26 protein-coding genes are annotated in these 23,811 nt (G+C 63.7%); 17 read left to right on the top strand and 9 right to left on the bottom strand.

Going from position 1 to position 23,811, the window contains the following annotated elements; all coding sequences use genetic code 11:
• Nucleotides 1-77 precede the first annotated feature (77 nt).
• Nucleotides 78-758, top strand: coding sequence for a YiaD family glycine zipper/OmpA-like lipoprotein (locus tag THSYN_RS24225; protein ID WP_100921405.1), 681 nt, complete (start codon nucleotides 78-80; stop codon nucleotides 756-758).
• 83 nt (nucleotides 759-841) lie between these two features.
• Here the strand turns inward: THSYN_RS24225 and THSYN_RS24220 are convergent, their stop codons facing one another.
• The 7 genes from THSYN_RS24220 to THSYN_RS24190 all read right to left on the bottom strand — a co-directional run bounded on the left by THSYN_RS24220 (nucleotide 842) and on the right by THSYN_RS24190 (nucleotide 7,509).
• Complete coding sequence (locus THSYN_RS24220) at nucleotides 842-2,554, bottom strand: LruC domain-containing protein (RefSeq protein WP_100921404.1); 1,713 nt, start codon at nucleotides 2,552-2,554, stop codon at nucleotides 842-844.
• 85 nt (nucleotides 2,555-2,639) lie between these two features.
• The gene (locus tag THSYN_RS24215) at nucleotides 2,640-3,041 is read right to left on the bottom strand and encodes a hypothetical protein (protein WP_100921403.1); all 402 of its coding nucleotides are present in this window, start codon (nucleotides 3,039-3,041) and stop codon (nucleotides 2,640-2,642) included.
• 337 nt (nucleotides 3,042-3,378) lie between these two features.
• Nucleotides 3,379-5,109 (bottom strand): LruC domain-containing protein, encoded by a 1,731-nt coding sequence (locus THSYN_RS24210; RefSeq protein WP_100921402.1) that lies wholly within the window; start codon nucleotides 5,107-5,109, stop codon nucleotides 3,379-3,381.
• Nucleotides 5,110-5,193: 84 nt separating this feature from the next.
• Nucleotides 5,194-5,595: a hypothetical protein gene (locus THSYN_RS24205; RefSeq protein ID WP_100921401.1), complete on the bottom strand. Its 402-nt coding sequence runs from the start codon at nucleotides 5,593-5,595 to the stop codon at nucleotides 5,194-5,196.
• A gap of 250 nt (nucleotides 5,596-5,845) precedes the next feature.
• A complete protein-coding gene (locus THSYN_RS24200; protein WP_100922565.1) occupies nucleotides 5,846-6,265 on the bottom strand; it encodes a SufE family protein in 420 nt (139 codons plus the stop codon).
• A 55-nt stretch (nucleotides 6,266-6,320) separates the two neighbouring features.
• Nucleotides 6,321-6,647, bottom strand: coding sequence for a HesB/IscA family protein (locus THSYN_RS24195; protein WP_100922564.1), 327 nt, complete (start codon nucleotides 6,645-6,647; stop codon nucleotides 6,321-6,323).
• A gap of 199 nt (nucleotides 6,648-6,846) precedes the next feature.
• A complete protein-coding gene (locus THSYN_RS24190; protein ID WP_100921400.1) occupies nucleotides 6,847-7,509 on the bottom strand; it encodes an LON peptidase substrate-binding domain-containing protein in 663 nt (220 codons plus the stop codon).
• Between the two features lie 502 nt (nucleotides 7,510-8,011).
• On the opposite strand from THSYN_RS24190, the gene THSYN_RS24185 reads away from it, so the two are divergent.
• The gene (locus THSYN_RS24185; RefSeq protein WP_100921399.1) at nucleotides 8,012-8,446 is read left to right on the top strand and encodes a phosphate-starvation-inducible PsiE family protein; all 435 of its coding nucleotides are present in this window, start codon (nucleotides 8,012-8,014) and stop codon (nucleotides 8,444-8,446) included.
• Nucleotides 8,447-8,666: 220 nt separating this feature from the next.
• Nucleotides 8,667-11,525, top strand: a complete 2,859-nt coding sequence (ppc, locus tag THSYN_RS24180; RefSeq protein ID WP_100921398.1) for a phosphoenolpyruvate carboxylase — start codon at nucleotides 8,667-8,669, stop codon at nucleotides 11,523-11,525.
• Between the two features lie 400 nt (nucleotides 11,526-11,925).
• Here the strand turns inward: ppc and THSYN_RS24175 are convergent, their stop codons facing one another.
• Entirely contained in the window at nucleotides 11,926-12,396 is a 471-nt protein-coding gene (locus tag THSYN_RS24175; RefSeq protein WP_100921397.1) for a DUF29 domain-containing protein, read from the bottom strand.
• A 339-nt stretch (nucleotides 12,397-12,735) separates the two neighbouring features.
• Between THSYN_RS24175 and THSYN_RS24170 the strand changes: the two genes are divergently transcribed.
• From THSYN_RS24170 to THSYN_RS24105, 14 genes are all read left to right on the top strand, one after another.
• The gene (locus THSYN_RS24170; RefSeq protein ID WP_100921396.1) at nucleotides 12,736-14,247 is read left to right on the top strand and encodes a sigma-54 interaction domain-containing protein; all 1,512 of its coding nucleotides are present in this window, start codon (nucleotides 12,736-12,738) and stop codon (nucleotides 14,245-14,247) included.
• A 72-nt stretch (nucleotides 14,248-14,319) separates the two neighbouring features.
• On the top strand, nucleotides 14,320-14,508 hold the full coding sequence (locus THSYN_RS24165) for a hypothetical protein (RefSeq protein WP_100921395.1): 189 nt from the start codon (nucleotides 14,320-14,322) through the stop codon (nucleotides 14,506-14,508).
• The gene (locus THSYN_RS24155; protein WP_418219893.1) at nucleotides 14,505-14,945 is read left to right on the top strand and encodes a UPF0175 family protein; all 441 of its coding nucleotides are present in this window, start codon (nucleotides 14,505-14,507) and stop codon (nucleotides 14,943-14,945) included. Before THSYN_RS24165 ends, THSYN_RS24155 begins: the two co-directional genes overlap by 4 nt.
• 45 nt (nucleotides 14,946-14,990) lie before the next feature.
• Complete coding sequence (locus THSYN_RS24150; RefSeq protein WP_100921394.1) at nucleotides 14,991-17,093, top strand: AAA family ATPase; 2,103 nt, start codon at nucleotides 14,991-14,993, stop codon at nucleotides 17,091-17,093.
• 2 nt (nucleotides 17,094-17,095) lie between these two features.
• Nucleotides 17,096-18,187, top strand: coding sequence for a hypothetical protein (locus tag THSYN_RS34295; protein WP_157817901.1), 1,092 nt, complete (start codon nucleotides 17,096-17,098; stop codon nucleotides 18,185-18,187).
• Entirely contained in the window at nucleotides 18,160-18,852 is a 693-nt protein-coding gene (locus THSYN_RS24145; RefSeq protein ID WP_157817900.1) for a hypothetical protein, read from the top strand. Before THSYN_RS34295 ends, THSYN_RS24145 begins: the two co-directional genes overlap by 28 nt.
• Complete coding sequence (locus THSYN_RS24140; protein WP_100921392.1) at nucleotides 18,849-19,925, top strand: ATP-binding protein; 1,077 nt, start codon at nucleotides 18,849-18,851, stop codon at nucleotides 19,923-19,925. The genes THSYN_RS24145 and THSYN_RS24140 overlap by 4 nt, the downstream gene beginning before the upstream one ends.
• Nucleotides 19,922-20,485: a hypothetical protein gene (locus THSYN_RS24135; protein ID WP_100921391.1), complete on the top strand. Its 564-nt coding sequence runs from the start codon at nucleotides 19,922-19,924 to the stop codon at nucleotides 20,483-20,485. Before THSYN_RS24140 ends, THSYN_RS24135 begins: the two co-directional genes overlap by 4 nt.
• Before the next feature lie 105 nt (nucleotides 20,486-20,590).
• The gene (locus THSYN_RS24130; protein ID WP_100921390.1) at nucleotides 20,591-20,824 is read left to right on the top strand and encodes an antitoxin AF2212-like protein; all 234 of its coding nucleotides are present in this window, start codon (nucleotides 20,591-20,593) and stop codon (nucleotides 20,822-20,824) included.
• Entirely contained in the window at nucleotides 20,814-21,026 is a 213-nt protein-coding gene (locus tag THSYN_RS24125) for a hypothetical protein (RefSeq protein ID WP_100922563.1), read from the top strand. The genes THSYN_RS24130 and THSYN_RS24125 overlap by 11 nt, the downstream gene beginning before the upstream one ends.
• On the top strand, nucleotides 21,023-21,229 hold the full coding sequence (locus THSYN_RS24120) for a hypothetical protein (protein WP_236848668.1): 207 nt from the start codon (nucleotides 21,023-21,025) through the stop codon (nucleotides 21,227-21,229). Before THSYN_RS24125 ends, THSYN_RS24120 begins: the two co-directional genes overlap by 4 nt.
• Nucleotides 21,202-21,525 (top strand): nucleotidyltransferase domain-containing protein, encoded by a 324-nt coding sequence (locus THSYN_RS24115; protein WP_100921388.1) that lies wholly within the window; start codon nucleotides 21,202-21,204, stop codon nucleotides 21,523-21,525. The genes THSYN_RS24120 and THSYN_RS24115 overlap by 28 nt, the downstream gene beginning before the upstream one ends.
• Nucleotides 21,512-21,796 (top strand): HEPN domain-containing protein, encoded by a 285-nt coding sequence (locus THSYN_RS24110; protein WP_100921387.1) that lies wholly within the window; start codon nucleotides 21,512-21,514, stop codon nucleotides 21,794-21,796. The genes THSYN_RS24115 and THSYN_RS24110 overlap by 14 nt, the downstream gene beginning before the upstream one ends.
• A gap of 6 nt (nucleotides 21,797-21,802) precedes the next feature.
• A complete protein-coding gene (locus THSYN_RS24105; RefSeq protein ID WP_157817899.1) occupies nucleotides 21,803-22,210 on the top strand; it encodes a hypothetical protein in 408 nt (135 codons plus the stop codon).
• A 177-nt stretch (nucleotides 22,211-22,387) separates the two neighbouring features.
• Here THSYN_RS24105 and mpl read toward each other — a convergent pair whose 3' ends face one another.
• Nucleotides 22,388-23,758, bottom strand: a complete 1,371-nt coding sequence (mpl, locus tag THSYN_RS24100; RefSeq protein ID WP_100921385.1) for a UDP-N-acetylmuramate:L-alanyl-gamma-D-glutamyl-meso-diaminopimelate ligase — start codon at nucleotides 23,756-23,758, stop codon at nucleotides 22,388-22,390.
• Between the last annotated feature and the right edge of the window lie 53 nt (nucleotides 23,759-23,811).

Below are 23,811 nucleotides of genomic sequence, written 5' to 3'. Positions count from 1 at the left end.
CCTGGGACGGTCCGCCGGGGCCGTGCTGCCACGCCGTGTCTGCCCCAGCCAATCCCTACCCCTGCGGAGTCGTCCCGATGAAACAGCGTCTTGCCAAGAGTGCCGCGATTGCGGCGACCGTCAGCCTGCTCGTGACCGGGTGTGCCTCGGACGGGTCCGGGATGACCGAGACCGGGCAGGGGGCCGCCATCGGCACCGCGGCCGGGGCCGCCTTGGGGGCGATCATCGGCTCACAGGGCGCCAACGCCGGTCGCGGCGCCCTGATCGGGTCCGTGGGCGGGGCCCTGATCGGGGGCCTCGCCGGGGCCTATATGGAGCAGCAGCGCAAGGATTTCCAGAAGGTCCTGGCCCAGGAGATCAGCGCCGGCGCCATCCGCGTCGAGAAGCTCCCCAACGATCAACTGCTGGTGGGCATGACCGGCGAGACCACCTTCGAGGTGGACTCGGATCAGATCAAGCCCGGCTTCTACAGCACCATGGACAAGATCGCGGCCATCGTGAACAAGTATGGCAAGACCGAGCTGGTGGTCGCCGGGCACACGGACAACACGGGGTCGGCAGAGCACAATCAGCAACTCTCCGAGCGGCGCGCCGGGTCGGTAGAGCGCTATCTGGAGGGTCGACGCGTACTGCCGCAGCGCATCCAGGCGTCCGGTTACGGCCTGTCCCGACCGATCGCAACCAACGACACCGACGCCGGCCGCCGCCTGAACCGCCGGGTGGACATCACCATCATTCCCCTCACGGAAGGTACTTGAAAAATCGCCCGCCGGGCGATTTTTCAAGCAAGTCATCTTTCTGTAACAACGTGAATAATCGCCCGGAGGGCGATTATTCACGGCTATTTGGTCGGGAAGACGCAGCCTGTTACCGGGGTCTTGTACCAGTCCATCGCCTTGGCGCCGCTGCTGTTGACCCAATCGACGAAGCTCGGGTGGCAGGCATGGACCGGTTGTTTTTCCAAGGGCTGCTTCCATTCCGCGGGGATGTTGACGGCCCACGGCAGGGCGCGGTCCTTGGTCTTGTAGTAGCGGCCCAGGGCCGGGACGCTGCCCTCGTTGGACCAGCCGAAGAGCCAGGTCTTGCTCTTGGCGGTCGGCGGCTGATCGGGCAGATGGGTCTCGCGCAGACGGTCCCCGACGATGTAGATGAAGGGGTTGTAGGGCGCGGCCCCGATCTCGTCGCGGGTATAGGACTGCTTGAGCCGCGCCTGGAAGTGGATGGTCGGGCCGGTTTCCTCGGGGCAGTTCTTGTCCGCGTTGAACTTGGTGGTGTAGCAGGTCCGGGTATTGGTGTTCTTGGGGGCGAGTTTCAGGGTGTTCTCGGTCAGGACCAGGGTAAGGCTTGGCTGACCGGCTTCACTCACCAGCGGTTGGCTCGCCTGGTTGTCGACCCAGACGCTGGCCGATTCCAGCGCGTCCGCCGGCAGTTTCGGGAAGTTGAGCCCGAACCCGTGTGCGTAGGCCGACCCGCGGGCCTTGACCTGGAAACTGCCCGTGACCTGCCGGACCCGCCCTTCCTTGTCCCGCCCTTCATCAAGGGTGTAGGCGAGCACCAGGTCGTTCATGTCGTAGTCCCCCTCCAGGGGCCACATGTCCTCAAACGACAACTGGGCCCGGCCCTTGTCGCTGGGGTAGGTGACCCGGGTGGTCATGGTGGGGTCCTCCGGGTAGTCGTCCAGCGTATCGGGGACGCCGTCCTGGTCCAGGTCGCTGCCCGTGAGGTAGTCAAGCTCGACAATCTTGTCGGTCTTGATCGCCTCGACCGGATTGGATTCGACCGCGAACAGCACGTCGTTGAAGTCGTGGTCACCGCCCGTGCGCATCAGGTCTTCCATCCCGAGAACCATGCGCTGGCCCCAGGAGTCCTTGAGCAGGACCATGTGCTTGCGCAGGTCCTCGCTGGCCTCGGGGTTCAGGGTGCTGAGGCTATAGAAGTGATTGTGATCCGGATCGACACCTTTGGTGCCGTCCCAGCCGTTGGCGATGACGAAGAACCCGATCCTGATACCGGCCGGAAACACCCCCAGGTCGATGCGGTGGCCGGTGCGCATGCCCGCGGCATTGCCGCCCGCGTTGGAGAAGGAGGCATTGGGCAGGATGACGATGTGCTCGACCTCTGCCGGGCTCTTGGGTGGGCTGCCCTCCGGATAGGTGAAATAGCCGAAGGTGTTCTTGAAGGCGGCACCCTCGTGCAGGAAGGTCACCCAGACCTGCGCGGGCTTCACCAGTTGGACCACGGCGGCGTCGTCAGTGGCGATCAGGTCCCGGCCCTGGGTACGAATGTCCTTCATTTCCGGAAGCGTACTGGCGATGCGGGCCATCAGGGCCGCGTCCACCTGCACCAGGTTCTGATCCAGCTTGAGCGGGATGCCGGCGCTGTCGTGGTTGAGCCGATAGGTCTCGGCCAGGTCCTTGCCCGGTTTGTCGCTGAACACGAACTTATAGGCGGTGGTGGCGCTCGCCGGCATCGGCGTGGCGACGATGGCAATGCCCAGCGCGATCGAGCTGGCGAGCAGCGAGGTCCGCGGGCCGGTGCTGATGGGCTTGGTCATTGAATGAGACTCCAGGTCGGGTAGGGCCGGGCGGGCCATGACGGACAGTGTTGGTTCTCGGATGACTGCATCCGCGGCGCGACGCTCACTCGAAGGTGTGGGTCAGGGTGCCGCTGCCGTCGAGGTTCATGGTCACGGTATTGGTGATCCCCAGCACGCCGACGCGCACCGTCAGTTGCCTGGTGGCGGCCGGTACCCGGACCTTGCGCTCGAAGCTGCCGTTCGCGTCGGTCAAACCGCGCTCCAGCACGCGGGTTACGTTGCCGTCGGCGTCCAGGGCCTCGAGGATCTCGACGGCGCGCAGGTCGGCCGGCGCACCTTCGACATCATAGGCGGCGATCTGCACCCAAACATCCTGCTCGGCGGAGTATTGGAAGTTGGCGTTGGCGGAGACCAGATCCTGTAAGGAACTCGCGGCCTGGGTGTTGGAGACGGTGGCGGCCAGGAGGAGGGCGGCGGCGAAGCGGATCAGGGTGCTGGTGTTCATCGTGGCCTGCCTGTGAGTCGGTCGGATGGTGCGTCTGCTGGTAATAAAGCATCTTCCGTGCCAAAGAAAAAAGTGTTTTAATATAATATAGATAGCCTCTTTTTCTTGATTCTCTTAAGATGGGCGAGGGCGATGCAAATTGCGGGTGCGTTGCAGATTGCGGATGGTCGATCTGCCTCCTGACTTGGGACCGCGCGGGTTGCCGCAGCGCATCACGGGTCTTCTCGAATGGTAGGAATCCGCGCTTCGCGGTGCCAGGCACATTCGCCGCGACCTCAAGTCGGGGTCACCGTTTGCAGTGGCCCCTGGCTCCAGATGATCGCCATCACTCCAGGCGTCAGGGCGTCGGGAAGACGCAGCCCGCCGCCGGGCTCTTGTACCAGTCGGCCGCCTTGGCACCGCTGCTGTTGACCCAATCGACGAAGCTTGGGTAGCAGGCGTTGACCGGCTGCTTCTCCAGGGGTTGCCGCCATTCTGCTGGGATATTGACCGCCCACGGCAGGCCCAGGTCTTTGGTCTTGTAGTAGCGGCCGATGGCCGGGATGCTACCCTCGTTGCTCCATCCGAAGAGCCAGGTCTTGCTGTGCGCGGTCGGCGGCTGGTTCGGGAGATGGGTCTCGCGCAGACGGTCCCCCACGATATAGATGAAGGGGTTGTAGGGCGCCGGCCCGATCTCGTCGCGGGTACGGGACTGCTTGAAGCGGGCCTGGAAGTGGATGGTCGGGCCCTTTTCCTCCATGCAGTTCTTGTCCGCGTTGAACTTGGTGGTGTAGCAGGTACGGGTCGTGGGGTTCTTGGGGGCGAGCTTGCGCGTATCCGTGGTCAGGACCAGGGTCAGGTTGGGCTGGCCGGGCTCGTTCACCAAGGGTTGGCTCGGCTGCTCATCCACCCAGAGGCTCGCCGATTCCAGGGCGTTGGCCGGGAGCTGAGGGAAATTGAGCCCGAAGCCATGCGAATAGGCCGAGCCGCGCGCCCTGATCTGGAAATTACCTGTGACCTGTCTGACATTGCCGTCCCTGTCCCGCCCTTCTTCGATGGTGTAGGCGAGCACCAGGTCGTTCAGGTCGTAGTCCCCCTCCAGGGGCCACATGTCCTCGAAGGATAATTGGGCCCTGGTCTTGTTGCTGGGGTAGGTCACCCGGGTGGCCATGTCGGGGTCTTGCGGGTAGTCGTCCATCGTATCGGGTACGCCGTCCCCGTCCAGGTCGCGGCCCGTCAGCAGGTCCAATTCCGTGATCCCCCGGGTGGCAATGGCCTCGACGGGGTTGGACTCGACCGCGAACAGGACATCGTTGAAATCATGGTCGCAGCCGACGGCGCTGCGCAGCAGGTCCTCCATCCCCAGGACCACCCGCTGCCCCCAGGAATCCTTGAGCAGGACCATGTGCTTGCGCAGTTCCTCGGTGGGCTCCGGGTTCAGGGTGCTCAGGCTGTAGAAGACCGGGTAGCGGTTGAGATCCGGGTTGACGCCCAAGGTGCTGTGCCAGCCGTTGGCGACGACGAAGAACCCGAGGCGGATACCGGCCGGAAACTGTCCAAGATAGATGCGGTTGCCGGTGTGCAGGCCCAGTGCGCTGCCCCCGCCGTTAGCGAAGGAGGCGTTGGGCAGGATGACGACGTGTGTGATCTCAGACGGGCTCGTGGGGGGCTGACCCTCCGGATAGGTGAAATAGCCGAAGGCGTTTTTGGCGGCGGCCCCCTCGTGGAGAAAGGTGATCCAAACCTCCGCGGGCTTCAACAGATGCACCACCGCGGCGTCTTCGCCGGCGATCAGTTGCCGGCCCTGGGTGCGGATGTCACTGCGCTCCGGCAGGGTCATGGCGATCCGCGTCATCAGGGCCGCGTCGACCGTGACCAGGTTTCGGTCCAGTTTGAGCGGGATCCCGGCGGCGTCGTGATTGAGCCGGTAGGTCTCGGCCAGGTCCTTGCCCGGCGTGTCGCTGAACAGGAATCGGTAGACGTTGGGCGGGGTGGCCGGCTGGACCGGGATGGCGAATGTCGCGGCGCCCAGTGCGATCACCGCGGCGAGCAGAGTGTGCCGCGGGCCGGTGCTGACGGGCTTGGTCATGGAAGAGACTCCAGGTCGGTAGGGGCGGCTGGCCCGTTGCGGACACCTGTGTTCTTTGGGTTGCTGCACCGGGCCTTGCGACGGTCACTCGAAGGTGTGGGTCAGGGTGCCGCCGGCGTCGAGGTTCATGGTCACGGTGTTGGTGATGCCGAGCACGCCGACGCGCACCGTCAGTTGTTTGGTAGCGGCCGGAACCCGGACCTTGCGCTCGAAGCTGCCGGTCGCGTCGGTCAGGCCACGCTCCAGCACGCGGGTCTCGTTGCCGTCGGCGTTCAGGGCCTCGAGGATCTCGACGGTACGCAGGTCGGCGGGGGCACCCTCTCTATCGTAGGCGCTAATCTGCACCCACAGGTCCCGTTCGGCGGAATATTTGAAGCTGGCGTCGGCTGCGGCCAGCTCCTGTAACGCGCTCGCGGCCTGGGTGTTGGACAGGGTGGCGGCCAGGAGGAGGGCGGCGGCGATGCGGATCAGGGTGCTGGTGTTCATCGGGGCCTGCCTGTGAGTCGGTCGGAGCGGGTGGGTTATCCGACTCAATGCAGGTGCCGTGCCAGCCGATATTCGTTTCTTAAAACAAATTCCTAGGCCGCGCGTACTCAGCCGTTTCCGGATGGTGGCAGACGCGCGGATTGCGGGTGCGTTGCAAAATGCCTAAAAATCGGGTGCCCGGACGCGATCGGTACCACAAGTGCATTTTGCAACTGGCGCCGGCCCGCGGTGGGTGCGGGCCTGGCGGCGCTCAAGCGTAGGCCTGTGCCTGGCGGCGCAGCTTCTCGACGATGGCATAGACGCCGACGTGGCGGTTGGGGCTCAGGTGCTCTTCCAGGTGCAGCCCCTCGAACAGGGCCTCGGCGTCGGTCGCCTCGATCTGCGCGGCCGTCTTGCCGGAGTATAGTTGCACCAGCAGGGCCACCACGCCCTTGATGATGGCCGTGTCGCAGTCCCCGGTGAAGTGCAGGCGCGGGGGTGAGGCGGCGTCGGGGTGAGGCGCGAGATGCACGAGGCTCATGCACTCCTTGACCCGATTGTCCTCGGTCTTCTCGGCCGTCGGCATGGCCGGCAGGCGCTCACCGATCTCGACCAAATACTGGTAGCGCTGGTCCCAGTCGTCGAAGAGCTCGAAGTCCTCAATGACGGCCTTGATCTCGTCACTCATCATGATGCGCAATCCGAATCGATCGCCGCGCGCACGCGGCGCGGGCGCCGCGAACGGCTCAGACGTTGAAGGACTCGCCGCACCCGCAGGTGTTCTTCACCCGGGGATTACGGAACTCGAACCCCTGATGCAGCAGGCTTGCGCGCACATAGTCGATCTCCAGGCCATCGATCTGCTCCAGGGCCGCGCCGTCCACCACCACCTTGACGCCATGGCTCTCGAAGACCCGGTCGCCCGCGTCCACCGCGTCCGCATAGTCGACGTCGTAGGTGTAGCCGGTGCACCCGCTCTTCTTGGTGCCGACCCGCAGCCCCAGGCCCGACCCGCGTTGGTTCAACATGCCGGCGACATGGCTGGCCGCCGCCTCTGTCAGTGTCACTGCCATTTTGAAAACCTCTTTTCGGTTAACGTGTTCGTTGTCGTTGTCGTTGTCGTTGTCGAAATCGAGGTTATCGCAGCGCCACGGATTCTCTCGCACCCCGAAGTGCATCGCTTCTCCGATTACGATTACGACAACGACAACGACAACGACAACGACAACGATAACGACAACGATGGTATCTAGCTTGTTCTTGACTCTTTACTTAGTGCCGCAGCTCCGCCACGTCCATGCTGGCCGCGGAGGCCATGTCCATCAGCCCCCGCATCAGGCCGGCGCGCTCGCTGAGTTGGATGGTCTCGACCAGGGCCTGCTTGTCCTCGGGGCTCAGGGGCAGGTGGGCGCACAGCAGGTTCACGAGATCGCTGTCCGCCATCTTGTTGACATCCTCCCAAGGTACTTCGACCCCGCGCAGGGTGCAGTAAGACTTGAGCGACACCAGGAAGCCGTCCCGGTCCCCGATCACCTGGGTCTCCTCGTGGCAGTCGGCGGCGAAGCGCTCCCAGTCCACCGAGACCCGCCGGTAGCCGCGGCGCCCGGCCACCTCGCCGCGGACCTGGAAGCGGCAGACCCCGGTCAGGACCACCACGATTCGCCCGTCCGCGGTCTCGCTGTAGGAGGTGATGCGCCCGGCGCAGCCGATGCGGTGGATCTCCGGCACCTCCTCGAACAGGGTCTCGCTGGTGGGCTGGACCATGCCGATCAGGTGCGCGTCCGCCAGTGCGTCGGTCACCATGTTCAGGTAGCAGGGCTCGAACATATTGAGCGGGAGCTGGACGCCGGGCATCACCACCGCGCCGGGCAGGGGAAAGATCGGGATCTCGGTGGGCAGATCGGCAAAGCGGGGGAAGAACGGGTTGCGGCTCATGAGGGCTCCGGGGTGCGGTCGGCCGACGGGTGGGGCAGGCACGGCCTGCCATGCCTCGCAGTTGGGGGCGCCCGACCCGGTTCCACAGGGCAACGGTTGGGCGCGGCGTCCCCCCGCGCTTAGCGGCCTTGATCATCCTAAAATCCACAGATGAACACAGATGAACACAGATGAACGCAGATTTCTTCAAATTGTCATGCGCTTATCGCTACTGTCACAAGCACCCGCAAGGTGAGCCCCCGATCAAGCGTAAGTCAATGAAAAATCTGTGTTCATCTGTGTTCATCTGTGGATGACTGCTCTTTCTGGGGTCATCGTTCCGGCCCGCGGCCATCCTCTGGAGTCCAAGGCCTCGGCCTCGGCCTTGGTCTTGTCCAGCCAAGGCTGACGCCCGGGACTCCGGCCCCCGGGTGGCCGGAACCATGATCCAGGCCCGTCCGGCGGTCCTTTGGCCTTAGACTAGGCCCCGGTTCCTACCGTCAGTCACCCCGAGTCCGCCCCCATGATCGACCGTCTCTTTCACCTGTTCGAGCGTTCCCTCGCTGCCGTCCTGCTGCTCCTGATCGGCGCCGTGGCGGTCATCGCCGTGGCGGAGCTCTGCTTTGTGCTCTACCTCGACCTGATCAGCCCGCAGGGACTCCTCTTGGGCCTGGACGAGTTGTTCGAGGTCTTCGGGATGTTCCTCATCGTCCTGATCGCGATCGAGTTCATGTCGAGCATCTACATGTATATGAAGGATAAATCCGTGCATGTGGAGATCATGCTGCTGATCGCCATCACCGCCTTGACACGCAAGGTGGTGGTGATGAAGACCACCGAGGCCGACGCACTCTATCTCATCGGGCTGGCGGCGCTGCTGGGCACCCTGATTGCCGGGTACTACCTGATCAAGCGCCTCGGTGACAAGGAGTCGCAGCCCGGCGACGGGCACTCGTAGGGTCCGCTGCGCGGACCACGCTGAGCCGTAGGGTTCGCTGTGCGGACCAAGCTGAGCCGTAGGGTTCGCTATGCGGACCAAGCGCCGCGGACCCGGCGCCAAGGACCGGCACCATGATCAAAGCCGCCCCCGCACCGATTCCCCCGCCTACACCCTGCCCCCACGGGTTAGAATGCCGCCTTGAGGCAATAACCCTAGCGGCCGTGCGCGGAACCCGTCAATGAATCAGAGCACCCAAGAGTGGCGTCGGGAGCTGGACCAGGTCCGGACCCAGGGGCGGGACCCGGCGCCGGATCAGGATCAGGGCCTGGACCTGGAGCGCGACGTCCAACTCTTCACCGCCCTCCTGGGCGAGGTCTTGCGCGAGCACAGCCGCAAGCGCGTCCTGGTGATCGTGGAGCGGCTGCGCGACGGCTTCATGCAGTTGCGCGACCAGGAGGACGCGGACCTGCGCGAGAAGCTGATGAAGCGGATCGACGCCATGGACGCCCCGACGCTCGCGGAGGTGATCCGCGCCTTCACCATCTTTTTCGGGCTGGTCAACACGGCCGAGGAGCTCAATGCCCATCTCGCGCGCCGCGACCGGGTCCACGCCGGTGAGCGTCTTTGGTTCGGCTCCTTCGACGACACGGTGCGCCGCTTCCACGCCGACGGGGTGCCCGCGCAGATGTTCCAGGACCTCTTGAACCACCTGGTCTATCTGCCGGTCTTCACCGCTCACCCCACCGAGTCCAAACGCCGCACCACCTCGGACGCCTTCCGCCGCATCTTCCTGATCGCCCATGGCCTGCACCGCCAGCGCCTGAACGAGGAGGAGCGCATGGAGCAGCTCCAGGCGATCCTGACCGAGATCCAGATCCTCTGGAAGACCGACGAGGTACGCGTCCACAAGCCCCAGGTCACCGACGAGGTCCGCCAAGGGCTGCACTATTTCCGTGAATCGCTGTTCAAGGCCGTGCCCGAGACCTATCGAAACCTGGAGCGGGCCATCCGCCGCACCTATGGCCCCGCAAGCGGGCTCACGGTGCCGAGCTTCATCCAATTCGGCTCCTGGATCGGCGGAGACCGCGACGGCAACCCCTTCGTCAAGCCCGAGACCACGGCGCTGGCCGTGCGGCTGCACCATCAACTGGTGCTGGAGGAATACCTGCGGCGGGTCACGGCGCTGCGCCGGGTGCTGAGCCACAGCATCCCACTGTGCCAGCCCTCGCCGGCCTTCATGGACAGCCTGGACGCCGACGAGGACTACCGGCTGGTCACCATGGGCCAGGGCCCACGCCGTTTCGCCAACGAGCCCTATCGGCGCAAGCTCGACATCATGGGCCACCGCCTCGCCGCCAACCTGGAGCGGGTGTGCGCCCGCATCCGCGGCGAGCATCACGAGGTGCTGCCGGGCGGCTACGCCGGTGACCGGGAGTTCCTCGCCGACCTCTATCTGATCCGCGACTCGCTCATCCATCACCACGACGGCAACGCCGCCGCCGGCCCCCTCCAGGACCTGATCCGCCTCACCGAGAGCTTCGGCTTCCACCTGGTGCACCTGGACTGCCGCCAGGAGTCGACCCGCCACACCCAGGCGGTGACTGAACTCTTCGCCCGCCAGCCCGGCGCCCCCTATTACGAGGCCTTCGACGAGGACCAGCGGCTCATGGCCCTGGCCGAGTCGATCACCCACCCCCATCCCTTCATCATCGACAAGGCGACCCTGACCCCGGAGACGCGCGAGACGCTCGAGGTCTTCGAGGTCATGGCGCGCCTCACCGCCGAGATCGGTCCCGGCTGCTTCGGCCAGTACGTCATCTCCATGACCCACGCCGCCAGCCATGTCATGGAGGCGATGCTGCTCGCGCGTCTGGCCGGGCTCGCCGGTCGCGACCGGCAGGGGTGGTTCTGCAACATCCAGATCTCGCCCCTCTTCGAGACGATCGAGGACCTGGGTCACATCGACGCCGTCATGAGCGCGCTCTTCGACCACCCGACCTACAGCGCGCTGCTCAAGGCCTCCGGCAACCGCCAGGAGGTCATGCTCGGCTATTCGGATTCCTGCAAGGACGGCGGCATCCTCTGCGCCAGTTGGAACCTCTACGAGGCGCAGCGCAAGGTGATTGCCCTGGCCGACCGCCGCCAGGTCTCCTGCCGGATCTTCCACGGCCGCGGCGGCACCATCGGCCGCGGCGGCGGCCCCACCCACGAGGCGATCCTCGCCCAGCCGGCCGACACGGTCCACGGCCAGATCAAGTTCACCGAGCAGGGTGAGGTGCTGTCCTACCGCTATGCCAACCCCGAGACCGCCCGCTATGAACTGACCATGGGCATCAGCGGGCTCATCAAGGCCAGCCGCTGCCTGATCGAACCGCCCCCGGAGGACCGCAAGGACTATCTCGGCATCATGGACGAACTGGCCCGCCTGGGCGAGGAGGGCTACCGCCGGCTGGTGCGCGAGACCGACGGCTTCCTCGACTATTTCTATGAATGCACACCGCTCGATGCCATCGCGCTGCTCAATATCGGCTCGCGCCCGTCGCACCGCAAGCAGGGCGACCGGGCACTGTCCTCCATCCGCGCCATCCCCTGGGTCTTCGGCTGGGGTCAATCGCGCACCACGCTGCCGGCCTGGTTCAGCGTCGGCCAGGCCATCGAGCGCTGGCGCGGCACCGACCCCCAGCGTCTCGCCAAGCTCCAGCGCATGTATCAGGAGTGGCCCTATTTCCGGGCGCTGTTGTCCAACACCCAGATGTCGCTCTTCAAGGCCGAGATGCACATCGCCCGTGAATACCTGCGTCTGGCCCAGGACCAGCGCCGCGCCCAGGTCATCTACGGCCTGATCGAGGCCGAATACGAGCGCACCTGCACCCAGGTATTGAACGTCGTCGGCCTGTGCGGACTCATGGAAGACACCCCGGAGCTGGCCCACTCACTGGCCCGCCGTAACATCTACCTGGACCCACTCAACCACATCCAGGTCGCCGTCCTCGCCCGCTATCGCCGCGAAGCCGACGAGGCCCAGCAGGAAGAATGGCTCGACCCCCTCCTGCGCTCCATCAACGCCATCGCCGCCGGGATGCGCAACACCGGCTGACCAGGTCCGGCGCCGCCGTAGGGTCCGCTGTGCGGACCAACGACCTCCCGTCCAGCAGCATGGCCGGAGTGATGATCAGGGCCTTGCGCAGCGCCCCGGTGAGAGCAGCTTCAGCCGCGACGGGCCGCGCAAGCCGCCGTAGCATCGCAGGTTATCGTTGCGCCGTAGGATGGGTAGAGCGCAGCGAAACCCATCCCTAGCCCCACCGCGCCCGATCCCGTCTCAACATATTGTCCTAAAAAGATTATTTAGCCGCAAATGAACGCAAATAAGCGCAAATAAATCTACCGGATGGCATTGTCGCGGGCGTCACCCGGACGGCGAACATGCAGCAAAGGCCAAGTCTCTGATTATTTGCGTCAATTAGCGTTCATTTGCGGCTAAACTGCTTTTCCTGGAATTATTCCGACGGCGGATAATAACCCCGACCCAACACCTGCCCCTCGTCATAAGGACAATCCGCCGGAAAAATCGCCGCCGGCAACTCAGTCTCCTCCGCCGCCATCTCCACCGCTTGCTGATATGCTTCCGCGATGCCATCGGCCAGCACAGACCGCAGCCCCGGGTTCTTATCCAATAGATACGACAAGGCCGCCCGCTGCTCGATGATCGCGCTGCGCCAGCCCTTGCCCTCGATCTCCGCCCACCGTGCGGTGAGTCGCCGATACTGAAATTGCCACTTCAGCAACTGAGCCAGCAGCACCCGCAGCCGGTTGACCAGTTCGTGCCGCCCGCTCTTACCCATGTCGTTCAACTCCACCGCCAAATGCTCGATGTCCAGGTCCGCAAGCCGCCCTTGCCTCAGCAAGGCAATCGTTTGCGCCGTCCATGCGGAGAAATCGTCCTCATAGAGTAGACTCAAGTCGCTCACCGTTCGCCTCCCCGGTCATGGTTTGCCCCCGCGCGGGCGCCTGCGGTGAATATTAACCCAGTCTCCGGTGCCCAGGACCCGGAACCGGCAGCGGCCTTGATCATCATCCCGGCCACTGGGAGCGCCGCACCCCAGTGCGGCGCGATCTCTCAAACGACCGCGGCGTCGCATGTTGCGGATAGGCCGGGCCGCACCGGGGCGCGGCGCTCCCAGTCGGTCGGCCTGAGGGCGGACCTATAAGCGTCGCTGGCCGGAACTTTGATCAAGGCCCCGGCAGCGACGGAAGCCGCCCCGCGCGCGATTCGCCTTACCCCGCGCCAGCCCCTAAGATCCGTCATCATGGCAACCACCCTCATCAGTTGGCTCGGCCGCACCGACCTGCGCGCCGTCGCCGAGTCCGACAAAGTCGGCGTCGGCCCAGTCGCCCAGGCCCTGCAAACGCGCCGCTTCGCCCGGCTGGACCTCCTCTGCGACTACGCCCCGGACGAGGCCGCCCCTTATCTCGCCTGGCTCCAGACCCAGGCACCAACGCCAGTCACCCCCCACTACGTCACCCTGGACAGCCCCACCGACTTCGGCGCCATCTACCGCCACGCCCGCGCCGTCGTCGCGCAAACCAGCGCCGCCCAACCGCCGGGCGACGGACTCGCCTTCCATCTGAGCCCCGGCACCCCCGCCATGGCCGCCGTCTGGATCATCCTCGCCAAGACCCGCTTCCCCGCCGAGCTGATCGAGTCGTCTATCCAGCACGGCGTGCGCGTAGCCTCAGTCCCCTTCGACATCTCCGCCGACTTCCTCCCCGACCTGCTGGAGCGCCCCGACCGCACCCTGGAGCGCCTCACCCTCGGCCTGCCGCCCGCCGCCCCCGAATTCGACGCCATCTGCCACCGCAGCCCCGCCATGGCGCGCGCCATCGCCCGCGCCCGCCGCGCGGCCCCGCGCTCCATCCCCATCCTGATCGAGGGCGAGTCCGGCACCGGCAAGGAACTGCTCGCCCGCGCCATCCACCAGGCAAGCCCCCGGCGCGCCCACCCCTTCGTCACCGTCAACTGCGGCGCCATCGCCCCGGACCTGATCGAGTCCGAACTCTTCGGCCACGAAAAGGGCGCCTTCACCGGCGCCGTCGGGCAGCGTTCGGGCTATTTCGAGTCCGCCCACTCAGGCACCCTGTTCCTGGACGAGCTCGGCGAACTGCCCAAACCCGCCCAGGTCAAACTCCTGCGCGCACTCCAGGAAGGCGAGGTCACCCGCGTCGGCGCCACCGCCCCGACCCCGGTCGACGTGCGCATCCTCGCCGCCACCAACCGCACCCTGGTCGAGGAGGTCGCCGCCGGCCGCTTCCGCGAAGACCTCTTCTACCGGCTCGCCGTCGCCGTCATCCACCTGCCGCCACTGCGGGAACGCGAGGGCGACGCCGGCCTGCTGCTCGACCGGCTGTTGGATCAGGTGAACCGCGAGAGCGAGTCCGAGCCGGGTTACAGCCCCAAGATCCTTTCAGTTAACGCAAGAAAGCTTCTGCTTGAACACCCCTGGCCCGGCAACGTCCGCGAGATGCAGAACACCCTGCGCCGCGCCGCCGTCTGGACCCCAGGCCCCACCATTGACCTGGAGGACGCCCGCGACGCCCTGCTGCCGAGCCCGGCGCGGGACCTTGCGAGCGAGCCCGCCCTGGCGCAGGATATCGCCCAAGGAATTGATCTCAATGCCACCATCGACCGCATCGCCCGGCACTATCTGGAACAGGCGATGCGCCTCACCGGCGGCAACAAGACCCGCGCCGCGCGGCTGCTGGGCTTCGGCAACCCCACGACCTTGACCAACTGGCTCAAGAAACACGGGGTCGATGCGTGATGGCATGACATCTGCTTTACTGGTACCAAAGCGCGCCTCGATACGACTTCAAACCCTTGGGGACTCAGTCCGATGCAAGCCATCGAAATCAACGCCATCATCACGCCGGACCATGAACTCCGGGTGAGACTCCCGGATCATGTCGCGCCCGGACCGGTCCGCGTCATCGTCCTGTTCGAGTCCGACCCAACCGCATCGGCAAAGGGTAACCTGGACGAGTTCCTGGACCGGCTGCCGATCAACAGGACCACGACGCCATGACCGAGACTGCCCATCTACTGCGCAGCCCAAACAACGCCCGGCGCCTGCTGGAGTCCATCGCCGAACTGGACCAGGGCCGCGACACCGAGCGACTCGCCACACGAACAACCAATCCGGAGCCGGAACCCATGTCCACCGCGCAGATCAACCCGGACTTCGTGCCGGTCCTGGAGCCGCTGGGCCAGGGCGCCGGAAACTTCTTCCTCGCCGCCAGTCTCTACCATTCCCACAAGATCAGCTTCGCCGCCGCGGCGGCACTCGCCGGACTCGGCTTCGATGAATTCCATGACCTCCTCAAGGAGCACTTCGGCTACGGTATGGTCATCGACGACGAGACGGTCCGCGAAGACCTCCGTCTGGTCAATGACATACATGGTCTCGACCTGTCGAGCGAGGGCCTGGACCAAGCAGGCGCAGACCTGGCACCTGCCAGATAACCCGACCGGCATCACCGACACCCACGGAACGCACAGGATAACCCGATGATCCTCAAGGCACTCACCCTCGAAAACTTCAAAGGTATCCGCGAGCCGGTGCGGATCGAATTTGCACCGCTGACGCTGCTGTTCGGCCCCAATAACGCGGGCAAGAGCACCGTCGTTCAGGCGATCATGTATGCCCGGGAGGTGTTGGAACGGAATAACTGCGACGCTCGCCGTAGCGAGCTGGGCGGCGATAGCGTCGATCTGGGAGGGTTCGCGAATCTGGTCCACGGCCACGATGCAAGGCGCAGCATTCGCATGCGATTCGATCTGGCCATTGATCTTCCGGCTCTTGCCGTCAGGCAAGAGGCACTCGACGAAGATGAGGAGTTCGCGGACTCGGACGATGAGCCCGAAGACGAGGGCATAAGCGAGATTTTCAATGTCGATGCCCTCTCGGAATCGCACGACGTTTCCGCCGATCTTTGGGTCGAGTTGGAGATCGGTTGGTTGGGTGCGCGCTCGCGTCGCTCGTCCGGCGGTCCAGCCGTACTGCGCTATTGCGTAGGACGTGGACCTGCAAAATACGCCGAGATTACCGTTGACGACGCTGAGGAGTGTGCCCGACTGTCGTTTCTGGACAGCAAGCTATTTCCGGTGGTGGCAGCGCACTATACTCAGGGCGAGAAAAGCGATTTCGACTGGGATCTTGAGCGCGTTGCCCGAAGCTGGGTGTCCGGGTACATCTCGTCTGACGGAAGCTCTCGACACGGCCTGCGTCAGGGTGCGACTGTCGCTGCACCGGACGAAAAGGTTCACCCCGGCGCCAATAAGATGACGCGAAGCGACTTCGATAATCTGGTGTCGGAAATCGTTCGCGGAGAGGGACTTTGGGGAGACGATACGGTCGATCCTGAGACTCACGAGCAGAATCCAAAATACATACAAAGACAAGAGTTGCTAAATTCTGCCGCGGCCGTTGGCCGGGTGCGTTTTGATTACCCAAAATTTCGGGAGCTAGAAAGCAATATCGTGGAGATAGATAGCCATTGGTATTCCGTTACTGAGCAGGGAGATTTAGAAGAAATTACTGCCCTATCCGAGGGCTTGCGGTTACTCCACACGGAGCCATTTGAATCCGCGCTAGACGGCCTGCTAGCCAGGGAAGAATATTGCGGGTTCGGGGACCTGCGCATTCCAGAGAAATTGTTGTTTATCGGCACGGCACTTCCTGGATGGAACGAACCGCTCGGGTCGCCGCTCGCGTCGCAGCCGCTCGTGTGGTTCTACGAGAAGCGGGCTCGTATCCTTGGAGTCTTGAGTCCTTTCGTCGTTCGACCTGGCGAGCTCTTGCTTCAAGCCCTGAAGAACGATGCCATCTATCTAGGGCCTTACAGACGACTGCCGTCCCGGGATTTTCGGCTGAGAGACGCGCCTTCCGCGCCCGACTGGGGAAGCGGACTTGCCGCCTGGTATGCGTTGGCAGGCGCCGCCGATCCCTCGCTTGTGCAGCGGGTGAACGACTGGCTGTCCGGGTCCAGCACCGGTTTTCGCACCGACTATTCCGTGGCAGTCCATCGAAATAAGATTCTCCCGATGGAAAGCTCGCTTTGGCAAGACCTCATGTTGGGCGATCTCGGCGCCATCGTGGACTCGATTCGCGGGCGACTTGAACAATTGCCGGAGGATGCGAACAAGCTTGAGCTTTGCGATGTCCGCACGGGCGTTTCGTTGGCACCTCAGGACCTTGGTGTGGGTTTGTCGCAACTCATTCCGGTCGTGGTCGCGGCGTTGCGACACGCCGCGGGAATCGTCGCCATCGAAGAGCCCGAGTCGAACCTCCACCCGGCTTTCCAGGTCGTGCTGGCCGACCTGTTCATCAGCCAGGCGAAGGCCAATCCCGACGCTCTATTTCTGATCGAGACCCACAGCGAGCACCTGATGCTGCGCTGTCTGCGCCGGATCAGGGAGACGGCAAAGGGCGTCTTGCCTGAGGGAATCCCGGCAGTGACGCCGAAGGACATCGCGGTGCATTTTGTCGAGTCTACCGATAGCGGGCCACGGATACGCCGTATCGAGATCGACGAGGACGGCGATTTCATTGATGAGTGGCCGGGCGGATTCTTCGAGGAATCCTACCGCGAAAAGTTCGCGGGGCGCTGACCATGTTGGTGCCCTTCGTTATCAATGCGGACAGCGTGACCCCCGAGCGGGAATGGACTCTCCAGGTCTCGCGGAAATGCCATCACGATCTATTTGAAATTTGGCGACGTTTCGGACTTCTTGTGCATGACGGCGACAACATTGAAAGCTCTACTCTAATGCGGGCAATTGCTGCGCTTCCGCAAAAAATCAGACCGCAATGGCAGGCGATGCTGGAGCGGTGTCCGTATATCCCCTGTAGGAACGACTGGGATGGAGCGGTCACGTTAGCTGCCAAAGAGAAAATCTGCGCCTTCGCATCGTTGGCGCTCGTTGATAACACGCTCGCCCTGGCGGAATTCAATGTCGCCGAGGAGCAGACCGAAATCGTATTGCCGGCTGCTGATGCCCGCCAACTCGTCGTTTGTCACCTGTTTGAGGCACGTTGCTCTTCGGTGTTTAAGGCTGCCGAAGATATCTCGGGCCGCCACATCGAGATAGGCGAGGACTATCGAACGATATGGAACCTGCGCTTTCGGCCTCTTGCACTTGCCGCCATTAAGAACATTTCGCTGGTTGATCGCTACGCGATGGAGCAGCACCTAAGGCCACGCGACGGGTTTTCGGGTCTGGAACGTTTTCTGCATCTGCTCGACCAAGACGCCAGCGGACCGCGGTACGTAAAATTGTACTCGTCCTGGACCAGCAAGCTATGGGAACAGTTCGGCGATCCGACGATAGAGTCTACCAAGAGTGCCATGGAGCCAAAGCTGAAAAAGTTGGCGGGGCGATTGCCGAAAGGTAATGTAAAGCGACTGACGGTCCAATTGGTTACGGACAGAGATTTCAAAGTCTTTGCCAGAGACCGCTTTCTTCGATTTGGTGACTATGTTTGGGATCTTGGTCACGGTCTCGACAGCTTTGAAGGATCAAAAGCAGCGAAGTCGTGCTCGGCATCCTTTAAGGCCGACGCAGCCAGCTACAAGAAAGTGGAGTCGGAGCTTGATGGCTGCAAAGGAGGATTATGTATTCCTTTGCAGCGTTCACCAGACAAGTCTTCACTACAATGCTCTTGGTTTACAAAATCATGCGCGAACGAATCCAAAGCATCCTGACCAATCTGGAGACCGTCGGCGAGGACCTGCTCGCCCTTTCCGACGACATCTGGCTGAACATCGACCACAACGACAACGACGCACTGGATAAAGGTCTAACCTTCAAGAAGGCGTTCAACAAGTCCGTGGGCGAATTCCGCGAGGTCTCGGGCCGGCTGTCGGATCTGGTCCAAGATTATACGCAGGTCCCGACCTTCGAGGCACCGAGCGCCCCCGCGTCGGAGGCCGAGCGGGAGCGGCGGGAGCGCCTGATCCGCGCACTCGACCGGCGCGTGCCCCATGGTCTGGCCGAGGATTTCCGCTACAAGCGGCCAGCGATCTTCACCCTGAGCGGCGTACCCTTCGACGGTACCAACACCTGGTCCCAGGTCTACGAGACACTGTGCCGTTATCTCGCATCCTTGCAGCCAGTTGTCTTCAATGCCTTGCCGACCAATCCGGATTTCGTCAGTTCCAAAGGCAATAAGCATTTTTCCAGGCAGGCCGCGGATCTCCGCATCGCGCGGGACTACGGCCGGGGCGTGCTTGCCGAAACCAACCTTTCGGCCAACCAGATCCGGGACAACATCAAGCGTCTTCTCTGCGCGTTTGGCCTCCCGGAATCGGCGTTCGTCGTCTATCTGCGCGAAGATCGGGATGCCGGGGCCACTGGAGACACAAGATGATCGAAAGCGTCGAGCTCAAGAATTTCGGTCCCATTGCGGACTTCGCCTGGCGCGATCTCGGGCCGATCAATTTGGTCATCGGGCGCAACGGCACCGGTAAGACCTTCCTGCTCAAGGCGCTGTATTGTGCGCTCCGGGCACTGGAAGAAAAGCGCGGCGACGAGCCGATGAGCTCCGGGGAGATCCTGGAAAAGAAGCTCTTTTGGACCTTTCAATACGACAACCTGGGGGATTTGGTGCGAATCGGCTCCGATGCGGACCTGTCCGCGGAGATAATGCTGCGGTGGCCGATGGCTCCGCGCGATCCAGCAAAGCTGCTCGCCTTTTCGATACCCCAGAACGCCAAGCGGGGCGATGTCCGTTTCGAGAATCAGGCGATCAGAACCCCCATTTACACGTCGATTTTTATTCCCGCTAAAGAGGTCGTCTCTTTGCACAATGTGATCCTGCGGACGCGCCGGGACTTGCGCTTGTTCGGCTTCGACGATACCTATCTGGATCTTGTCGACGCCTTGAGCTATCAACCAGACGTCATCGACTATCCGCAAGGCGTCGCGCACCCGATGTCAGCGCTTCACCAGCGGGTCGGTGGCCGTGCCGATTACGATCTCGTCATGACGCCATCTCAGGGCATTCCGATTCCTCAAAGCGTCTGGCGCTTCCGCGTCGGTGATCGGGAGCACGCAATCGGTCTGGCGGCCGAGGGTGCCCGCAAGCTCGCAGTCTTGGATCGTCTTCTGCGTAACCGCCAGCTACGCAGAGGGTCGATTCTGTTTGTCGATGAGCCCGAGTCGACGCTGCATCCGGAGGCGATCACCGCTTTTCTCGATGTGCTTTATTCATTGGTCGAGGCGTTCGACCAGGATATTCAGATCTTCCTCGCAAGCCACTCCTATTTTGTCGTCAAGAAACTGTATCTGATCGCTCAGGAGAAGGGAATCTCGATTCCCGTGGCCATGGCTGAAGGGGACGCCTGGGAGATCGCCGATCTGAAGGATGGGATGCCTTCCAATCCCATCATCGACGAATCCATCCGGCTTTACAAAGAAGAAGTGGACCTGGTGCTGAAATGACCGCGGAGCCGATTGTCGAGTCCGGAATGTGCTTCGGGCCGTACCCGCAGGGGCACTGCTTCCATATCGAAGGCAGCCAACTGTATAGGCGGATCGCGCACGGCGTCAAGATGGCCGAGATGATCGTGTCGCCTTGCGCCGCTGCCGATCCACCGCGCCTGTGGATCATCGAAGCGAAGTCGAGTACACCCCGTCCGGAGACCCAGCCGGGCTTCGACGACTTTATCTGCGAGATTCGCGACAAGCTGACGAACGCCTTGACGCTCCTGATTGCGGCCTGTCTCGGACGACATGAGAACGGGCGCGACGCGCTTCCTGAGACCTTCAAGACGACCGATCTCGCACGGGCCGACTTTCGGCTAGTGCTGGTCATCAACGGACACCAGGACGCTTGGTGTGTGCCCTTGCAGGATGCGTTGTCCAAGGCCCTGCACGCCACCGTGAAGACTTGGCGGCTGAAACCGACTGCGGTTGCGGTGATTAGCGATGCAACGGCGCGACGGTATGGATTGGTTGACGTTGGGTCACCGCGCGGGGAAGACAGGCCGGAACCACACTGATGTAGCGAAGTCGTAACACTGTTGGAGCAAGTTCCGACGCTCCAGCGTCGCGTGAGGGCCGCGGCTGCACAATCCCGCATTGATATCGGCAAGAGGAGGTGAACAATGACCGACACAATTGAAGTATTGTACGACGGGAAGGTCTTTCGGCCGACGGGGCCGATCGCCCTGGCCCCCAATACCCGTGTGCGCATGGCCATCGAGAGCCTGCCGCCCGCCGAGCAGGAGGCCCCGTCTTTCCTTCGCACGGCGCGCGCGCTTGAGCTGGAAGGCCCCCCCGACTGGTCGGAGAAGGTCGACGAGTATCTGTATGGTGGGGCGCGACCCCATGTCGACTGAGGTGTTTCTGGACACCGCCTATGCGATTGCCCTTTCCTCGGCAAAGGATCAGTTGCATGTGCGTGCCATCGCACTCGCCGAGCAGATGGAGGCGGCAAGAATCCGACTCATGCAGGATCGCGGGCTGACCGACGCACTCACCACCGACGAGCATTTCCAACAGGCGGGCTTTTGGGCCTTGCTGCGCGAGGGCTTCTCGTGACCATCAACAAAACGGAGATCGATGCCAGCGGCCAAGTGCACCCACTGGAGCCACTCATCCGCTTGCCGTCCGGACGTTCCCTGCTCACATTGCTGGATGATCAAGCGAATGAGCCAGCGCTGTTGGCAGAGGCGGCGCTGGCCAAAGATTGGCTGAAACCGGAGGAGGATGAGGCATGGGTGTATTGGTCAACCCGACGGTAGAATTGCTTCGCGACCGGCTGGTAGCGGCCCTCGCACCGCGCCGGATTATTCTCTTCGGATCGCGTGCGCGCGGGACCGCTCAGCCCGATAGCGATTACGACATTTTAGTCGTCGCGGACACCGATCTTCCATTTGAGGATCGGGGGGTTGCGGCGCGGCGGGCAGTCCGTGACGTGCGCGTCTCAAAGGATATCGTCGTCGTCACTCCTGATGAGTTCCGCAAGTATTCGACTTGGCTCACTGGGGTGGTACGGGATGCCGTTGAGCACGGGGAGGTTCTTTATGAGGCGGCCTGATGATCCGGAGGTCAACGATTGGCTGACGAAGGTCGCGGAGGATTATCGCGTCGCGCAGTTGCTCGCCGAATCGGCGGAACGGCTCGACGATGCGATCTGCTTTCACTGTCAGCAGGCGGCAGAGAAACTGCTTAAAGCGCTGCTGGTGGCGGCGGGCGCGCGTCCGCCCAGGACGCATGAAGCGATTACGATATTCTGGTTGTCGCGCAAACCAATCGGCCGTTTGACGATCCGGGGGGTTGCGTTGCGTGCTGCGCCGCGAGGTGGATGAATTGCCGTGGCCGAGGTTATGCTCGGGGCCGCCAAGACGGTGAAGCAGGTCTATCCAATGAACCAGATCCCAAAGAAGCTCAAACGTTTGCTGGCCGAGCAGGCGGACCGCGCCTGGGAAGCCGAGATGCGCGTGGCGCTGGTGGCCCTGGCGGAGCGGTTCGACCAGTGGCGCGCGGGCGCCCTGAGCTGCGATGAACTGGATCAGTCCGTCCATGCCTATCACAACGGGATTGCGCGTGACATCTGGAAGCGCTATGCCGGGAATGATCCGGTGCTCCCGGTGGCGCGTGCGGTGGCGCTGGGGATCCTTGAGCGTGAGTCGGTTCCGCCCGAGGTTCTTGCGCAGATCGCCGGGTTGGTGGACCTCTTCGCGCGTGGTGCGGACGACGATGATGAGGAGGGTGACGCATGAGCGCCACCACGCTGCATGGAGTTGACCGGCTCGCCTGGCTGGTGCAGGAAAGGCGCTGCGGCTACTGCGTCGATGCGCTGTTGGGGCGGGATTACCGGCCGCGGTGATGGGCCGGGCTTGGGCGTCGGTGCGCTTGGCGACGAATGGTCCGCACAGCGGACCCTACCGGCACCGTCATCATTTTGGCGCATCCAAGGCGTCCAGCAGCTTCTGGTGAATCCCGCCGAAGCCGCCGTTGCTCATGACCAGTACCTGATCGCCGGAGCGGGCCTCTGCGGCCACTTGTGCGACGATGGCGTCCACCGAGCCTAGGACCCTTGCCCGCTCGCCCAGCCCGGCGAAGACGGCCGCCGCGTCCCAGCCCAGGTCCGCGGGGGCGTGGATATAGATCAGGTCCGCGTCCGTGACGGAGGCGGCCAACTCGGCGTTGTGGACCCCCAGCCGCATGGTGTTGGAGCGCGGCTCCAGCACCGCGAGGATGCGCGCCGCACCCACCTGACGGCGCAACCCCTGGAGGGTGGTGGCGATGGCGGTGGGGTGGTGGGCGAAGTCGTCGAAGACGCGCACGCCCCGCACCTCGCCGCGCAGTTCCATGCGGCGCTTGACGCCTTGGAAGCGGGAGAGTGCCTCGATGCCGATGCCTACCGGGACCCCGGCGTGGCGGGCGGCGGCGAGGACGGCGAGGGCGTTGTTTACGTTGTGCAGGCCGGTCTGGCCCCAGTGGACCTGGCCCTGGGGGGTGCCGTCGTGCAGGACCTCGAAGCTGGAGCCGTCGGGTTGGATGAGTCGGGCGTCCCAGCCCGTCGCCGGTGCGGCAGACCGCCCGAAGACCTCGCACGGGGTCCAGCAGCCCATCGCCAGGACCTGGTCCAGGGCCGGGTCGGCGGCGGGGTGGATGATGAGCCCGGTGCCCGGCACGGTGCGCACCAGGTGGTGGAACTGGCGCTGGATCTGGGCCAAATCGTCGAAGATGTCCGCGTGGTCGAACTCCAGGTTGTTCAGGATCACGGTGCGCGGGCCGTAGTGGACGAACTTGGAGCGCTTGTCGAAGAAGGCGGTGTCGTATTCGTCCGCTTCCACCACGAAGAAGGGCGGGGAACCCAGGCGGGCCGAGACGCCGAAGTCCTGGGGTACACCGCCGATCAGAAAGCCCGGGTCAAGCCCGGCGTCGGCCAGGACCCAGGCGAGCATGCTGGCGGTGGTGGTCTTGCCGTGGGTCCCGGCCACGGCCAGCACCCAGCGCCCCTGCAACAGGTTGGCCTTGAGCCAGGCGGGGCCGGAGCAGTAAGGGAGGCCCCGATCCAGCATGGCCTCCACCGCCGGGATGCCGCGGCGCATGGCGTTGCCGACCACGACTACGTCCGGGGCCGGGTCCAACTGCGCGGCGTCATAGCCCTCCATGAGGGTGATGCCGGCCGCCTCGAGCTGGGTGCTCATCGGCGGATACACGTTTGCATCGGAGCCGGTGACGCGATGGCCCAGGGCGCGGGCGAGTTGGGCGATCCCGCCCATGAAGGTGCCGCAGATTCCGAGGATGTGCAGGTGCATATCGTCCTGGTGCTCAGTGTTAGAGGATTAACTCATAAGTTCAAAGCGCGCGT

Origin of the sequence: Candidatus Thiodictyon syntrophicum (assembly GCF_002813775.1) — a bacterium.
Classification (GTDB): Bacteria; Pseudomonadota; Gammaproteobacteria; order Chromatiales; family Chromatiaceae; genus Thiodictyon; species Thiodictyon syntrophicum.
This window is presented reverse-complemented; position numbering and strand designations above follow the sequence as displayed.

Bases quoted from the DNA above. Each gene is read 5' to 3' on its own strand.
- THSYN_RS34295 (WP_157817901.1), top strand. From the start codon at position 17,096: ATGTTGGTGCCCTTCGTTATCAATGCGGACAGCGTGACCCCCGAGCGG.
- THSYN_RS24185 (WP_100921399.1), top strand. From the start codon at position 8,012: ATGATCGACCGTCTCTTTCACCTGTTCGAGCGTTCCCTCGCTGCCGTC.
- THSYN_RS24195 (WP_100922564.1), bottom strand. From the start codon at position 6,647: ATGGCAGTGACACTGACAGAGGCGGCGGCCAGCCATGTCGCCGGCATG.
- THSYN_RS24165 (WP_100921395.1), top strand. From the start codon at position 14,320: ATGCAAGCCATCGAAATCAACGCCATCATCACGCCGGACCATGAACTC.
- mpl (WP_100921385.1), bottom strand. From the start codon at position 23,758: ATGCACCTGCACATCCTCGGAATCTGCGGCACCTTCATGGGCGGGATC.
- THSYN_RS24210 (WP_100921402.1), bottom strand. From the start codon at position 5,109: ATGACCAAGCCCGTCAGCACCGGCCCGCGGCACACTCTGCTCGCCGCG.
- THSYN_RS24205 (WP_100921401.1), bottom strand. From the start codon at position 5,595: ATGAACACCAGCACCCTGATCCGCATCGCCGCCGCCCTCCTCCTGGCC.
- THSYN_RS24200 (WP_100922565.1), bottom strand. From the start codon at position 6,265: ATGATGAGTGACGAGATCAAGGCCGTCATTGAGGACTTCGAGCTCTTC.
- THSYN_RS24145 (WP_157817900.1), top strand. From the start codon at position 18,160: ATGCGCGAACGAATCCAAAGCATCCTGACCAATCTGGAGACCGTCGGC.
- ppc (WP_100921398.1), top strand. From the start codon at position 8,667: ATGAATCAGAGCACCCAAGAGTGGCGTCGGGAGCTGGACCAGGTCCGG.
- THSYN_RS24190 (WP_100921400.1), bottom strand. From the start codon at position 7,509: ATGAGCCGCAACCCGTTCTTCCCCCGCTTTGCCGATCTGCCCACCGAG.
- THSYN_RS24130 (WP_100921390.1), top strand. From the start codon at position 20,591: ATGACCGACACAATTGAAGTATTGTACGACGGGAAGGTCTTTCGGCCG.
- THSYN_RS24170 (WP_100921396.1), top strand. From the start codon at position 12,736: ATGGCAACCACCCTCATCAGTTGGCTCGGCCGCACCGACCTGCGCGCC.
- THSYN_RS24115 (WP_100921388.1), top strand. From the start codon at position 21,202: ATGGGTGTATTGGTCAACCCGACGGTAGAATTGCTTCGCGACCGGCTG.
- THSYN_RS24225 (WP_100921405.1), top strand. From the start codon at position 78: ATGAAACAGCGTCTTGCCAAGAGTGCCGCGATTGCGGCGACCGTCAGC.
- THSYN_RS24140 (WP_100921392.1), top strand. From the start codon at position 18,849: ATGATCGAAAGCGTCGAGCTCAAGAATTTCGGTCCCATTGCGGACTTC.
- THSYN_RS24125 (WP_100922563.1), top strand. From the start codon at position 20,814: ATGTCGACTGAGGTGTTTCTGGACACCGCCTATGCGATTGCCCTTTCC.
- THSYN_RS24110 (WP_100921387.1), top strand. From the start codon at position 21,512: ATGAGGCGGCCTGATGATCCGGAGGTCAACGATTGGCTGACGAAGGTC.
- THSYN_RS24150 (WP_100921394.1), top strand. From the start codon at position 14,991: ATGATCCTCAAGGCACTCACCCTCGAAAACTTCAAAGGTATCCGCGAG.
- THSYN_RS24220 (WP_100921404.1), bottom strand. From the start codon at position 2,554: ATGACCAAGCCCATCAGCACCGGCCCGCGGACCTCGCTGCTCGCCAGC.
- THSYN_RS24135 (WP_100921391.1), top strand. From the start codon at position 19,922: ATGACCGCGGAGCCGATTGTCGAGTCCGGAATGTGCTTCGGGCCGTAC.
- THSYN_RS24215 (WP_100921403.1), bottom strand. From the start codon at position 3,041: ATGAACACCAGCACCCTGATCCGCTTCGCCGCCGCCCTCCTCCTGGCC.
- THSYN_RS24155 (WP_418219893.1), top strand. From the start codon at position 14,505: ATGACCGAGACTGCCCATCTACTGCGCAGCCCAAACAACGCCCGGCGC.